The following is a 13,538-nucleotide window of genomic DNA, read 5'->3' on the forward strand; positions in this document are numbered from 1 at the left end:
CCGCAACCAACACCGCACTGAATATAGCAACGGATATCAACAAAGAACGCCAGCGGCAAAGCTGGCGTTCTTCTGTTCAGACGGCAACAAAAAATTACCTGTCGGTCAGGCCCGTTAAACTGTTCTGATGACGCTGCACCAGTTCGTCCATACTGCTTTGAGCGCGCTGATAGGCATGTTCCAGGGTGTCGATCTGATCAATGACCTCAACCACCTCGTAGTAGCATTTCAGCTTAGGCTCAGTGCCTGAAGGGCGCACGACCACCCGGGAATCATCTTCCAGGAAATAAATCAACACATCACTGGCCGGCAGATCGATCGTCTCGACCGAGCCATCAGCCTTGTAGCGTGTGGAGGATTTCAGATCATCAATGCGCACAACTTTCCGCCCGGCAATTTCCTCCGGTGGTTGTTGACGCAGGGCGTCGCCGATGGGCGGCGAGTTTGGTGACAGGGCAATACTGACCTGTGAATTGAGATAAAGGCCGTGCTCGCGATAAATGGCTTCCAGCTGATCCCACACGGTGCGACCTTGCAAAGCCAGCTCCGCCGTCATTTGTGCAAACGCCAGCATGGCGGATAAACCGTCTTTATCCCACACCATGTTGCCCACGGTATAACCGAGCGCTTCTTCATACGCAAACAAGAAACAGCTGTCTTCACGCTGCTTCTCCATCGCAATATTGGTCAGCCATTTAAAGCCTGTGAGTGTCTGGTAGTAATCGGCACCGACTCGTGACGCCACTTTTTGCAGCAGGCTGGAAGAGACAATCGTGGTACCGACAAGGCTCGTTTCCGGATTCGCTCTGGTCAGCAAGTAATGCCCCAATAAAACACCGACCTGATCGCCGGTCAGCATTTTATACTGACCTTCAGGAGTGCGAACCGCCACCGCAAAACGATCGGCATCCGGGTCATTCGCACAGGCCAGGGTCGCCTGGTGTTTCTCCGCTTCCGCAATGACCAGATCCATGGCGCCCGGCTCTTCAGGATTAGGAAAGTTCACCGTGGGGAAGGTTCCGTCCGGCTCTCGCTGAGCGGCGACACTGTAAACGTGGGTAAATCCGGCGTCGGCCAGCAGCGTTTCTGCCATTTGTGCGCCTACACCATGCATCGCAGTGTAAGCAATACTGACCGCATCGGGTTTGGCATAATTTTGCAGTAATGCACTTTGTTTAATCGATGCTCGGTAATCGTTATAAAATTCATCATCCAGCCAAACCAGTAACCCCTGATTCTGTGCTTCATTGAGATCCATCAGATCAAGTGGCTGAATCGCCGCTTTATCAATGGCGGCAGCAATGCCTTTATCATGAGGAGGAATGATCTGCGCCCCATTGCCCCAGTACACTTTAAACCCGTTGTAAGCCGGCGGGTTATGGCTGGCTGTCACGACAATACCTGCGGCCGCCTTTAAGGCTGTGACACCGTAAGCCACCAGCGGCGTGGGCGCGACCGTGACCGTCAGGTAAACCTTGATGCCCTGTGCCGTTAATACCGATGCGGCATCATGGGCAAAGGTTTTTGAATCTGGTCGGCCATCATAACCAATCACCACGCCTTGCGATTTCGCCTGAGGCACAGTTTGCTGCAAATACTGCCCCAGCCCGGTCGCCGTTTCCTGAATCACCAACCTGTTCATCCGGTTGGGGCCCGCACCCACGATGCCCCTTAACCCCGCGGTACCAAACGCGAGACGACCAGAGAAGCGCTCGGTCAGTTCCTGTTCATTACCGGCATCAATCAGGTTCTGTAGCTCGTCCCGGGTGGCAGGATCGGGATCTCTTTTTAACCAGCGTGTTATCAACTCTTTCATTCTCTGTCTTCCTAAATAGCAGGGTCTGAAAACAAAATATCACAAATGATAGTTATTCGCATTTTAAGTGCTGATCCTGTTCGCGATTGCGCGAATTTCATACCGTCCCGACATCAAAAAGCACATCGTTATGGCGAAAAATGACCAGGCTAATCGTCGGAATGGTTTCACTCTGTCTGACAAGTATAGAGGGATACACAGCCGATGGTGTCAGATTTAAGCGAATGATAAAAAAGAAAAAGCGGCAGCCTGAATGGCGAACCGCTTGAGCTTGGAGAAAAGTTGTAACAGATGCTTAGCGCTGGAACGGGTATACCGATCCCAGAGACAGAATCTGGGTCAGTTCATCCAGTGCAGCACGGGATTCATCCAGTAACTGAGGATCCGCCAGATCGGCCTCAACCATCTGGTCACGATAATGCTTGTCAACCCACTGACTCAGGCGACCGTATAAGCCATCGTTCATCAGGGTTGAAGGATTCACTGCTCGCACTTCCTGCTCATTCAGCACAACACGCAGGCGCAAGCATGCAGGGCCGCCACCGTTGGCCATGCTTTGTTTCAGGTCAAACACTTTTACCTGATCAATACCGCGCTTATCGGCCATCAGCTGCTCAACATAGCGCCAGACATTGTCGTTTTTACGGCACTCTTCCGGCAGGACCAGCAGAGTTTCACCGTTTGGTGTTTCGATCAACTGAGAGTTAAACAGGTAGCTGGTGACAGCGTCGTCAACAGACACAGCACTGGTAGGGACTTCAATAATATTGAAACCTTCGCCCATTTTCTCTTTCAGAGAACGGTAAGTGCCCTGCTGATCCAAGAATGCCTGCTGGTGACAGAACAGGATATTCTTGTTACCCACGGCGATCACGTCATTGTGGAAGACACCCTGATCAATCACATCCGGGTTTTGCTGCGCGATGACCACTTTTGCCGGATCCAGCTGATGCAAACGGGCAACCGCTTCACACGCTTCGAACGTATGGCGGGCCGGGAACACTTTCGGTGCCGGATGGCGGGTATCGAAGGCGTAACGGCCAAAGACGAAAAACTCAACGCCGTGCTCACCGTATTCGTTACAGAAACGCGTATGGTTCGCTGCGCCTTCATCACCAAAATGTTCTACCGCTGGCAGTGCCGAGTGGTGAGAAAAGTATTCAGGGTCGGCAAAGGTACTGCGCAAAATACGGCCGGTCACTTCATGTTCAATCGAGCGGTGGAACTTATTGGTCAGATTGGCCGGTGTAAAATGGATTTTGCCGTCAGCAGTATCTGCTGATGGTGACACAGTGGCTGCATTCGCAGTCCACATGCTGGACGCCGAACAGCACGCCGCCAGCACTTTAGGCGCTTGTTTCGCAGCCTGTTCAATAATGGATTTGTCGCTGCCGGTAAAACCCAGGCGGCGCAGAGTGTGGACGTCTGGACGCTCTTGCGGTGCCAGCACACCCTGCAACATACCCATGTCGGCCAGGGCCTTCATTTTGTCCAGGCCTTGCTTGGCAGCTTGTTTCGGATTAGATGGCGCCGCCTGATTTTTGGCAGACGCAACATTACCATACGACAGACCACTGTAGTTGTGCGTAGGCCCTACCAATCCGTCAAAATTCGCTTCACGTGCTTTCATAGACTTTCCATCTCAGTTTATCTCGGGCTAAAGATAACAAAGCTTTTACATTAGCAACAAGATCCAGATAAATGTCTAACCAAATGTTATAAATTAGATATTATCACCAATTTGCAGCATGGCTATTCATCACCCTAATGCTATTTCACTCAGTATCAGCACCGAAGAATGAGAACTGTATATACAACTGACATGCCTGTGCTTTGCAGGTGCTTTTCTGATGACAACGAAATGGGTTCAGGTAAAAACAGGACATGCCGTCTCTTGCCCGGCTCCACTTCCCCCTCTCTGAGCTGTCCCCCTTAAAGGGCAACTGTTTTCACGCCAATCATGTACAACGCTGACGCAAAACGATGTGGTCAGCCTTTCATTGTTTTACAAGCATAGACTGTCTGTGGCAGGACAGTATTCAACCACAAGCCGACTAGCAGAAGCAGGAAAAAACGGCTTCAGGCGACTGCATATCGAATACATAATTACGCACTTTACACTAGTGAAAAGTGCGATATTTTTCTGATTCTTTCTTTTGATTTTGTGTGACTGATCAGGTTTATCAGCCCGGCCAGCCATGCAGATTGATACCACTCAGCAACAAATGCCACGCAATACCGGACTATCAGTGTGCTAAGGACTTGGAAAATACATTGATGATGAGTGTGCCGGCCATAATAAATGCAATGCCGATCAAGGCATACAGATCCAGTTTTTGTCCGTACCACAACCAGCTGATCAGGGCGACCAGGACAATTCCGGCACCACACCAAATGGCATAGGCCACACCAATGGGAACGACTTTTACCGTCACTGAAAGCAAAAAGAATGCAGCACCATAGCCGGTTAACACAACTAAGGTGGGCACAAGTTGAGTAAATTGCTGCGTTTTAGGCAGCATAGAGGTTGCGATCACCTCACAGACAATCGCCATAAATAATGCCAGCATAGGTGGCAACGCAGAAATCATATGCAGCATGATCGGCTCGCTTTAATAAAAAATCAACCCATTCTACACACGAATTATCTGCGTTTCATGGCATTACAAAAAAATGTTTTGCCAGACCGTCACAGGCACCTGAGCGATCGCACGGCTGTCGTTAGTTTTCCCATTCCACCACATGGCCATCGTCATACACACCATCACTGTAAGCCGGGGTGTAGTTGATGAAAATGTTGTTCTGCGCAATCGGCAAGGTATGTGACAGGCTGCTGGCTATCAGTTCCAGCATGGCTGCAATTTGCGCTTCGGTGTTGAAATTGGGTGCAACCATATCAACAAGAACAGGATGCGAATTTGATGGTTGCTGATTCGCCAGTTGTCCGCCATGCACGAAATGGCCCGCAGGTATGTACTCCCACACAATCATAATGTGCTGCTGGGGAATCAAAGTGGCGTCGGCAATGGCCTGGGATAAAATACCCAAGGCAACGTTTACTTCAACATCGCCCGCGAAGGGTAATGATTTGATACGAATGAGCGGCATACATCCCCCGGTCTCTCATGAGCCAGTCTGCTACCGACCAGCCGTGAAGGTTCAAAAAAACCAAATATACAGTCGGTTATATGACACACATATTTGGTATTTTCATTTTAAGCCTAGTGAGATCACTGCAATAAAAGAGAATCACAAATGAGACGGGAAGATAAAAAAGTACCAAAAGGCTTAACGAACTGCCCCCTCAGCGATTTGGTTTCTTCTTCTGCTGGTGCAGCTGTTCGTCCAGCGAGCAAGGGTTCACCAGTCTCTCCTCACAGGTATAAGGTTCAATATGAATCACGACATCGATGACATTGTCCATCTGGGTGAGAATGTTCTGTTTGAACCGCTCGCTTATCGCATGGGCATTTTCAATCGACATCTCAGGATCCACCAGAATATGGCAATCCAGTAACAAGCTTCCCCCCGTCTGGCGGCTGCGGATCGCGTGGATTTCACGAATGTCTTTGTCTTCTTCAGCCATGTGTACCAAGCGTTGTTCTACATCTTCACTGCCTCGTGCATCGGTCAGTTCATGCAAAGCTGGCCAGATGATCTCGAATGCCGCTTTCAGAATCATCCCCGTCACCAGTAATGCCGCAATTTGATCCAGATATTTCAGAGAAGGAAAAATGGCATTGGCAATCACAGCGACAGCAACAGGCACAGAACTGAGCGCATCACTGCGATGATGCCAGGCATTTGCCCTTAAGACCGCACTATGGATCTGCTTTGCTTCATGCATTGTCCAGCGGTACAGCAGTTCTTTCATCACAATCGCAGCAACAGCGGCATAAAATGCCAGCATGCCTGGCGCTGGCGGGGCTGTGTCGCTGAGCGTTTCAATCGAGTCCCAGCCAATACCAATGCCGACCAGTGCCAGCATCAGCCCGATAAAAACATTAGCCAGGGTTTCAAATTTGCCATGTCCATAAGGATGACCGCTGTCTGCAGGTGCCATCCAGTAGCGGGAACCCAGTAAAATGACAGCGTCTGTCATTAAATCAGTGAAGCTGTGCACACCGTCCGCCACCAGTGCCTGGCTGCCCGCCACTTTACCGATTCCGATCTTTAATACCGCCAGAAAAACATTCAAAATCGCGCCCACCAGGGTCACGGTCCGAATGGTTTTTCCCTTCACATGATGTTGATCTGATGGCTCTGGCATACTCATTCCTGCTGCTGACTCCGCACTACTACCCGACTCTCTTTTCTGTCATTTTATTGACGTTGAAAATGAAATGACACACGACATGCTTACTTGGTATTACTGTTGGCTGCTGCCTCCTGGCTCATGACGGCGCGCTCGTAACAATAACAGCTAACCAGATGATCATTCACCATTCCAACTGCCTGCATAAAGGCATAACAAATGGTTTCACCGACAAACTTAAACCCTCGCTTTTTGAGAAACTTGCTCATGGCTTTTGATTCTTCGCTGCTTGCAGGCACTTGATCCATACTGTCCCAGCGATTATTGATCGGCACACCATCGACAAACTGCCACAGCGCAGCCGACAAACTGCCGAACTCTTTTTGTAACGCCAGTGCGGCGCTGGCATTGGTAAAGACAGAATTGACCTTGCCTCTGTGCTTAATAATGTCAAACCCGGTAAGAATCGCTTCCGCTTCTTCATCGCCCCATTCTGCTAATTGCTGAATATCGAAATCTGCAAAAGCCTGCCGGTATGCATCACGACGTTTTAATATGGTATACCAGCTTAAACCAGCCTGAGCACCTTCCAAGGTGATGAATTCAAACAATATTTTGTCATCCGTTACAACCTGGCCCCACTCTGTATCATGGTATTCCCGCTCAAGAGGCTGATGCATAGCCCATGCGCATACTTTCACTTCCTCGACCATCAAATATACCCTGTAGCAATAAAAATAAACATGTGATTAAAACAACAACGAAAAATATAACCGTTTTACATTCAAGTATCGCTTGTTTTTTCGATATTATGGTTTTATTAAAAAATCAATAAAAACGATATTTCTTAGCAAGATACGTATAAAGAACACTTAATAAGAAACACTGTACATATCATTTTCTTTACCTATGACATAATAAGGCAACAAAATTTCACAAAAATATCGCTTAAGTCACAATATTAAATAAATCCCATCAAAGAATTTGAATTCCATTGCGGGTATTTCATAATAGTCGCGTCAATATTCAGATATTGACTCGACAATAAGGACTGGAAATGAAACACATCGTTGATTTCATCGAGCAACTTGAAAGAGACGAACACTCTTTCACCATTTGGGTGTATGCCCGAAATGGAAAATTTAGTCCATTTGCCGGAAAAGGAAAAACATCCACAACAAGAGCGCTTCAGAAAGCAATTGATCAGAATTTACAAGTCGTTGTTGAGCTGCATACACCAGCTGACCACAGCAGTTACTTAATTCTGACTGAAGTACACATTGTTGTGCCGGTGCTGTTCCACCAAGGACAAGTCCATTCAATGGGTAAATCCTTAGCGGCATAAACGCACCAGAATTGTGGAAAAACAAAAAGAAGAACTTGGGCTAGGTTTATTTCTTATCCACATTATTCCCGATGCGTTCTAAAACAGACCGAAAGGTCTGTTTTTTTGCCCCATATCTAACCAAACAGTAAGATATATATTTCACTCAAACAAAAAACTTAGGTAATAAATTTATTACTAGCAATGAGTCACTGCAACAATGAATATAAATCATGACTTTACGCTCCTGTGACAGAAAACAATCCAATAGATGTCACCTTGTTTTCCGTCACACAAAGTTAATATGCATTTTCCTCGGCAACTTTAGGCTCACCAGCCAGAATGTGGCTACTTTCCATCAGGCGTCGCTGACCATCGTCACACGCCGTTTTACCGTCATCCCAACCTTCGTTATAGCGGGTATCTGAATTATTCAGCGCAATATCTTTCATATATTCAGTATCCACCACACCTTTCAGACTTAATGCGCTTTCACAGCCCTGATTAAATCCAAAGTGATAAATGCTGTCATAAGGGTCTTCATTCACATAAGCCTTAGGAAATAGTGTGTACTCACCTACACCGTATTCAGAATCCATGCTGGTACAACCCGCCAATACCCATGTCCCGAACAATAGAGCAGTAAATTTTTTCATGGCCTTTCTCCTTTTCGCTCAGCCACAAGTGACCCAAACCGGTCATATGACTAAATTCTAGCCTATTTCATAAACTTACCTAAAATGTGTTCGGTAATTATCAACAGCCAGAGACAAAAAAGGCCACATCAAGTGGCCAGTCATCATGAAAAATGGGTTAACTTACTCTGCCGTCAGAGCCGCGTTCAGCCTTTCGAATCCTTTTTCCAGATCCCGGATCAGATCATCGCAATCTTCTAATCCGATATGCAGCCGTAAAATCGGGCCTGCAAAATCTTTCTTCTTCGCGGTACGCAGTTTATTGACATCTTCACTGGCCAGGATCAGGCTTTCGAAGCCTCCCCAGGAATAACCCATACTGAAATGCTCCATGCCATCCAGCAATGCGGTCAGCGCTTCGGTATTACCCCGGTTCAGAACAACGGAAAATAATCCGTTACACCCTTTAAAGTCCCGGAGATAAAACTCATGCCCTTCACAACTCGGCAGTGCCGGATGGCGAACATGATCCACTTCTGGCCGTTCCGCCAGCCAGCGGGCCACTTTCAGGCTGTTCTCCTGATGCTGACGCAAACGCACACCTAAAGTACGCAATCCCCGCATCGCCAGATACACATCATCGGGAGAGGTACACTGGCCCATCAGATAGCTGTGTTCACGTAACTGATCCCAGCAGCGCGCATTGGCCGTTGCTGTGCCTAACATCACATCCGAGTGCCCGACGATATACTTGGTCGCAGCCTGAATGGAGATATCAACCCCATGCTCAAACGGCTGAAAATTGATAGGCGAAGCCCAGGTATTATCCAGCATGACAACAATGTCGTGTTCATGTGCGATACGCGCCAGCGTAGGGACATCCTGCACTTCCATGGTAATAGAGCAAGGCGACTCTAAAAACAACACTGTGGTATTCGGGCGGATTAAATCCCGGATTTCTTCGCCAATCATCGGGTCATAATAGGTGGTTTCGACCCCCATTTTCGCAAGCACTTTGTCGCAAAAATCCCGCGTTGGCTCATAAGCGCCATCGACCATCAGAACATGATCGCCTGTTTTTACAAATGACAGAATGGCATTAGAAATCGCCGCTGTACCGCAAGGGTATAACGCACAGCCTACACCGCCTTCCAGCTCCACCATGGCATCCTGAAAAGCAAAATGCGTATTGGTGCCGCGGCGACCATAAAAAAGTGCTTTATTCGCCCGGTTGGCGGTCGCGTGTTTCATCTCTTCGACGGAATCAAACACTATGGTGGAAGCGCGGCTGACCGGAGGGTTCACTAATTGCTGAGTCCACTTTTTCGAGCGGCCGGCGGTGATGATTTTGGTATCTAATGCTTTCTTTTCTGCCATGCTGTTCCCAATGCCTGTCATTCGTCCATTTAACCGATGAAGCCATTGCAATCGCAATGGCTTCTTACATCACATGACGTTATCACACTTGCCTTGTGTTTGGGTACAGCGCAGTGGGTGTGCCAGTTATCTTATTGCTGCATAAGATATATCATTCGCGATTGGCGCGGGCGCAGCCTGCGGACGCGGTTGAGATTGAGGTTGTGGCATGATCACAGCCGCTGGATCCACCATCTCAAGATGAGCCCGGTAATTCAGGCATTCGCGCATCACTTCCTGTTCATCCGCCACTTTCGCCGTCAGTACCGTCAGCAACACCGCTTTATAGGCAAAGTGACGATGTAACTCGATGGCCAGATTGGCAGAGCAGGGTTTGTCCCCTAACGGACGCAAAACCTGCAGCGCCTGGCGTTTCGGGTAAAGCTGAAAAACATTGTGATTAATACCGTTTGCTTCCCGGATTTGGTTTCTGATTTCACACCGCGACACCGGACTGTAATAGCCGTAGTCTTCCTCGCCGGCCACACGTTTGAGATAGGCATAATGCAGATGGGTCATGGTGCCATGCAGGGCTGGCAGGCTGAGAAAGATAATGTCTTCATAGTCCTCACCCAGGGTTTGAAAAATCCCTCTCGTCTGCGATACAAAGCCATGATTCAGCAAACAGGTGATAGACTTCAGCCCCGCCATATATTGCGTCAACACCGCCAGCATCGCGGTATAAAGTTCAGGTGGTTCAGTGATATTTTCGCGGATATTTTCATGAAGTGTCTGAAGCTTATACTCCAGAAACTGTACAATCTGATGGTTCAGCTTCATCTCTGCGTCATACATAGCGCCGCCCCCATTTCTGTAATTGTCCGGATCAAACCGACCCGTGATACGCCACAGTGCTTTACAGGTAGTCCACTTCCTGTCAAATCTCAAAACCACGACAAGAATGTGATCTTTATCATGCAAATAGAGTGCCGGGTAATAACCGCGAGTGAACACGGCGGTACAGAGATGGAGGTGTAAATTTTTGTGACTTGCATCGCATTTTGCAAGGCGAAATGCAAAACACGCATCCGGTCAAGAAACTCAAAGGCGGCAGTCAGAGTTTTCGTCTGCGAATCCTGACCGGGATGGCTGCTGAACTGGCACGCGGAAGACGTCGGATAAAGATTCAACACGAAAAATTGTCAATAAACCTGACACAGCAAAACCGTTCCCCCAGTAACCGCAAACAAAAAAAGCGCCGGAAATCCAGCGCTTAATACGTATTCTTTACTCACTGACGTGTTCTGACAATCAATAAAGTGTTTAATTTTCAAACAGACGATCGGTTTTCGCGGCACAGATAAAGTCGTTTTTATGCAGCCCTTTAATTGAGTGGCTCCACCAGTTTACCGTCACTTTCCCCCACTCAAGCGTGATGGTGGGGTGATGGAATTCTTCTTCGGCCATCTCTGCCACCTGATTGGCAAACGCCCAGGCCAGCTTAAAATTCTTAAACTTATACGCCCTTTCCAGCTGCTTGATCCCCTCAACATCGAGCACCTCCCATTCTGGAATCGCTTTTGTCAGCTCAACCATTTCATGGTCTGTCACCATAGGGGCGTCAATTTGACAGGCTTCACACTTCAATTCAGTTAAATCAGACATATTCCCCAACTTGCTCCTTGTTCTTCGGTGGGTACAAAGGTGCATGCAGACCCAGAGACTGGGCCTGATGAACCATACTCATGATGTCTTGATGGGCCAGCTCAAACAGTTGCTGTATACCATCAATCTCAAAATAAATCGGCTGCATGATGTCGATACGATAAGGCGTGCGTAACACATCAACCGGATCAAACACTTTGTAAATCGGTTTATCACTGGTCATTGCATACTCGGTTTCGCCCGGTGAAGACAGAATACCGCCTCCGTAAATCCGGCGCTCACCGTGCTGGCGCATCAGACCAAACTCGACAGTGAACCAGTACAAACGTGCAAGATAAACCCGCTCTTCCTTGGACGCAGCAAAGCCTAAACGACCATAGGTATGGGTAAATTCTGCAAAGGCCGGATTGGTCAGCATCGCGCAGTGACCGAACACTTCATGGAAAAAATCAGGTTCCTGCAGGTAATCAAACTCTTCACGACTACGCAGAAATGTCGCCACCGGAAACTGTTTATTGGCCAGCAGCTTGAAAAAGCGGTCGAAATTAATCAGCGCCGGCACTTCAACGCACTGCCAGCCTGTGCTTTTCATCAGCACCTGATTCACTTCGGCCAGTTGCGGTACACGATCAACAGGCAGATTCAGCAGTTCCAGCCCCTGGATATATTCATCACAGGCCCGGCCTTTGATGCAGCCAAGCTGTCTTGTCACCAGATCATGCCAGATCTGGTGCTCATCGTCAGACCAGTGAATAAAGCCGTTTTCATCCGGCTGTTTCGATACATACTTTGTCGCTTTGCCCATAAAACAACCTTCTATGTCTCTCTGCCTTACCTTGGCAATCATCAGCTCAACGGTCTGTTTCTCCGGCTCAGGCATGGCTGAGCTGCGAATCAACATCAGATAAGTCTGGAGCTGTCCCTTCTCGTTTAAGGGTAGGCGTTTTAGGGATCGCAATGGAACCATCAGAGTGGAATCGCACAACCCATTCGGTGTAACAATAATTTTACATCCCCCTGATTACTCAGCATCTGTCAGGCCAGATTGAAAAAACGAATCAAGGCACCGACTTAGACCATCAATAAGAACATACAGTTATGTAAAAAAAACGCACACTTTGCAAAAGTGAATATTGCTTAAGGGGTTGCTTGTTAAGTCGCTCTCAACCAGAGTTAAAGCAGAAGGTTAACACGATGTTAAGCCAGATGAGCCGGGACACAACCAACAGAGTGACCCGGGCGTCTGGCACACAAGGATAGAGACAGTGGGTTTGTCACTGCTGACAAACGCAGGCTGTCATCGTCAATGAGGACCCAAAGATGCGTCACTGGTTTCAATTTCCGATTATAGAAGGTAAAGCCTCCCGTCAGGCCCACTGCGACTTGCCGGAAGGTACGTATGAACGTGAATGCGGTAAAGAAGGCTTCTTTGGCCCTGCAAGCCACATGTATCACAGCAATCCGCCGACGGGCTGGGTGGAATGGGACGGCCCCTTGCGCCCCCGCGCCATCGATACGACCCGTCTTGAGCAGCCCGGTGAATCGCCCTGGGATGCGTCATTGGTGCTGTATAACAACCAGCTGAAACTCAGAGTCTGGAATACCACCCAAAGCATGAACCATCTGGTCCGCAATGGTGATGGCGATGAAGTGCTTTTCATTCATCAGGGCTGCGGTCAGCTGTATTGTGATTATGGCCACCTGGCCTTCACGGAAGGCGATTACATCACCATTCCCCGTGCGACCAGCTGGCGTATTGAGGTCGAAGAACCTGTGTCGATGCTGCTGATTGAAGCCACCAACAGTGGTTATCAGTTGCCGGATCGCGGTCTGGCAGGCCAGCATGCTGTGTATGATCCGGCGGTGCTGGAATACGCCCGCATCGACGACGCCTTCCTGGCTCAGCAAAATAATGATCAGCGCTGGCAGGTCAGACTGAAAGCCCGCGATCAGATGAATACCATCACCTACCCCTACAACCCGCTTGATGCGCAGGGCTGGAAAGGGAATCTGACCGTCTTCAAACTGAACTGGCGTGATATTCGTCCGCTGATGAGCCATCGCTATCACTTGCCGCCGTCAGCACATACCACATTCGTCGCCAATGGTTTCGTCATCTGTACTTTCGTTCCCCGCCCAATCGAGTCTGATCCGGGCGCGCTCAAAGTGCCGTTTTATCACAACAACGATGACTACGATGAAGTGCTGTTCTACCACAAAGGCAACTTCTTCAGCCGCGACAATATTGAAGCCGGCATGATCACCCACCACCCTTGCGGCTTCTCGCATGGTCCGCATCCGAAAGCGCTGGCGGCCAGTCAGTCGCAGCCGAAGAAAGAAACCGATGAAGTGGCGGTGATGATCGACACCCGATATCCGCTGGAAGTCGCGGAGCTGCCGGAAGGCGTTGAAAACAAAGACTATGTGTATTCCTGGATCAACCGTAAGTGATCCACAGGCGAAAAAACAAGCATTAGATTTACATTG

Annotated in this window: 13 protein-coding genes; 2 read left to right on the top strand and 11 right to left on the bottom strand. The window is 48.7% G+C overall.

Annotated features, from left to right (window positions below; translation table 11 throughout):
- Positions 1-94: 94 nt before the first annotated feature.
- The 6 genes from P4S53_RS03015 to P4S53_RS03040 form a co-directional block, all read right to left on the bottom strand.
- Complete coding sequence (locus P4S53_RS03015; RefSeq protein ID WP_337111318.1) at positions 95-1,816, bottom strand: phospho-sugar mutase; 1,722 nt, start codon at positions 1,814-1,816, stop codon at positions 95-97.
- A gap of 295 nt (positions 1,817-2,111) precedes the next feature.
- Complete coding sequence (gene astB, locus P4S53_RS03020; protein WP_337111319.1) at positions 2,112-3,446, bottom strand: N-succinylarginine dihydrolase; 1,335 nt, start codon at positions 3,444-3,446, stop codon at positions 2,112-2,114.
- Between the two features lie 616 nt (positions 3,447-4,062).
- The gene (locus tag P4S53_RS03025; protein ID WP_337112048.1) at positions 4,063-4,407 is read right to left on the bottom strand and encodes a DMT family transporter; all 345 of its coding nucleotides are present in this window, start codon (positions 4,405-4,407) and stop codon (positions 4,063-4,065) included.
- A 130-nt stretch (positions 4,408-4,537) separates the two neighbouring features.
- Positions 4,538-4,924: a hypothetical protein gene (locus tag P4S53_RS03030; RefSeq protein ID WP_337111320.1), complete on the bottom strand. Its 387-nt coding sequence runs from the start codon at positions 4,922-4,924 to the stop codon at positions 4,538-4,540.
- 196 nt (positions 4,925-5,120) lie between these two features.
- A complete protein-coding gene (locus tag P4S53_RS03035; RefSeq protein ID WP_337111321.1) occupies positions 5,121-6,086 on the bottom strand; it encodes a cation diffusion facilitator family transporter in 966 nt (321 codons plus the stop codon).
- An 89-nt stretch (positions 6,087-6,175) separates the two neighbouring features.
- Positions 6,176-6,784, bottom strand: coding sequence for a DNA-3-methyladenine glycosylase I (locus P4S53_RS03040; RefSeq protein ID WP_337111322.1), 609 nt, complete (start codon positions 6,782-6,784; stop codon positions 6,176-6,178).
- A gap of 344 nt (positions 6,785-7,128) precedes the next feature.
- On the opposite strand from P4S53_RS03040, the gene P4S53_RS03045 reads away from it, so the two are divergent.
- The gene (locus tag P4S53_RS03045; RefSeq protein ID WP_337111323.1) at positions 7,129-7,416 is read left to right on the top strand and encodes a hypothetical protein; all 288 of its coding nucleotides are present in this window, start codon (positions 7,129-7,131) and stop codon (positions 7,414-7,416) included.
- 278 nt (positions 7,417-7,694) lie between these two features.
- Here the strand turns inward: P4S53_RS03045 and P4S53_RS03050 are convergent, their stop codons facing one another.
- The 5 genes from P4S53_RS03050 to phhA form a co-directional block, all read right to left on the bottom strand.
- Positions 7,695-8,051, bottom strand: coding sequence for a hypothetical protein (locus tag P4S53_RS03050; protein WP_337111324.1), 357 nt, complete (start codon positions 8,049-8,051; stop codon positions 7,695-7,697).
- A 162-nt stretch (positions 8,052-8,213) separates the two neighbouring features.
- Positions 8,214-9,407, bottom strand: a complete 1,194-nt coding sequence (locus P4S53_RS03055) for a cystathionine beta-lyase (protein ID WP_337111325.1) — start codon at positions 9,405-9,407, stop codon at positions 8,214-8,216.
- 126 nt (positions 9,408-9,533) lie between these two features.
- Complete coding sequence (locus tag P4S53_RS03060) at positions 9,534-10,241, bottom strand: hypothetical protein (RefSeq protein ID WP_337111326.1); 708 nt, start codon at positions 10,239-10,241, stop codon at positions 9,534-9,536.
- Between the two features lie 468 nt (positions 10,242-10,709).
- Entirely contained in the window at positions 10,710-11,051 is a 342-nt protein-coding gene (locus P4S53_RS03065; RefSeq protein ID WP_337111327.1) for a 4a-hydroxytetrahydrobiopterin dehydratase, read from the bottom strand.
- A complete protein-coding gene (gene phhA, locus P4S53_RS03070) occupies positions 11,044-11,856 on the bottom strand; it encodes a phenylalanine 4-monooxygenase (protein ID WP_337112049.1) in 813 nt (270 codons plus the stop codon). Before phhA ends, P4S53_RS03065 begins: the two co-directional genes overlap by 8 nt.
- 515 nt (positions 11,857-12,371) lie before the next feature.
- On the opposite strand from phhA, the gene P4S53_RS03075 reads away from it, so the two are divergent.
- Positions 12,372-13,502 (top strand): homogentisate 1,2-dioxygenase, encoded by a 1,131-nt coding sequence (locus tag P4S53_RS03075; RefSeq protein ID WP_337111328.1) that lies wholly within the window; start codon positions 12,372-12,374, stop codon positions 13,500-13,502.
- Positions 13,503-13,538 lie beyond the last annotated feature (36 nt).

Source organism: Photobacterium sp. Hal280 (genome assembly GCF_037162255.1).
Lineage (GTDB): Bacteria > Pseudomonadota > Gammaproteobacteria > Enterobacterales > Vibrionaceae > Photobacterium.

What these genes read in the sequence shown, in the direction of transcription:
- P4S53_RS03015 (WP_337111318.1), bottom strand. Translation starts at nt 1,816, where the DNA reads ATGAAAGAGTTGATAACACGCTGGTTAAAAAGAGATCCCGATCCTGCC.
- astB (WP_337111319.1), bottom strand. Translation starts at nt 3,446, where the DNA reads ATGAAAGCACGTGAAGCGAATTTTGACGGATTGGTAGGGCCTACGCAC.
- P4S53_RS03025 (WP_337112048.1), bottom strand. Translation starts at nt 4,407, where the DNA reads ATGATTTCTGCGTTGCCACCTATGCTGGCATTATTTATGGCGATTGTC.
- P4S53_RS03030 (WP_337111320.1), bottom strand. Translation starts at nt 4,924, where the DNA reads ATGCCGCTCATTCGTATCAAATCATTACCCTTCGCGGGCGATGTTGAA.
- P4S53_RS03035 (WP_337111321.1), bottom strand. Translation starts at nt 6,086, where the DNA reads ATGCCAGAGCCATCAGATCAACATCATGTGAAGGGAAAAACCATTCGG.
- P4S53_RS03040 (WP_337111322.1), bottom strand. Translation starts at nt 6,784, where the DNA reads ATGGTCGAGGAAGTGAAAGTATGCGCATGGGCTATGCATCAGCCTCTT.
- P4S53_RS03045 (WP_337111323.1), top strand. Translation starts at nt 7,129, where the DNA reads ATGAAACACATCGTTGATTTCATCGAGCAACTTGAAAGAGACGAACAC.
- P4S53_RS03050 (WP_337111324.1), bottom strand. Translation starts at nt 8,051, where the DNA reads ATGAAAAAATTTACTGCTCTATTGTTCGGGACATGGGTATTGGCGGGT.
- P4S53_RS03055 (WP_337111325.1), bottom strand. Translation starts at nt 9,407, where the DNA reads ATGGCAGAAAAGAAAGCATTAGATACCAAAATCATCACCGCCGGCCGC.
- P4S53_RS03060 (WP_337111326.1), bottom strand. Translation starts at nt 10,241, where the DNA reads ATGTATGACGCAGAGATGAAGCTGAACCATCAGATTGTACAGTTTCTG.
- P4S53_RS03065 (WP_337111327.1), bottom strand. Translation starts at nt 11,051, where the DNA reads ATGTCTGATTTAACTGAATTGAAGTGTGAAGCCTGTCAAATTGACGCC.
- phhA (WP_337112049.1), bottom strand. Translation starts at nt 11,856, where the DNA reads ATGGGCAAAGCGACAAAGTATGTATCGAAACAGCCGGATGAAAACGGC.
- P4S53_RS03075 (WP_337111328.1), top strand. Translation starts at nt 12,372, where the DNA reads ATGCGTCACTGGTTTCAATTTCCGATTATAGAAGGTAAAGCCTCCCGT.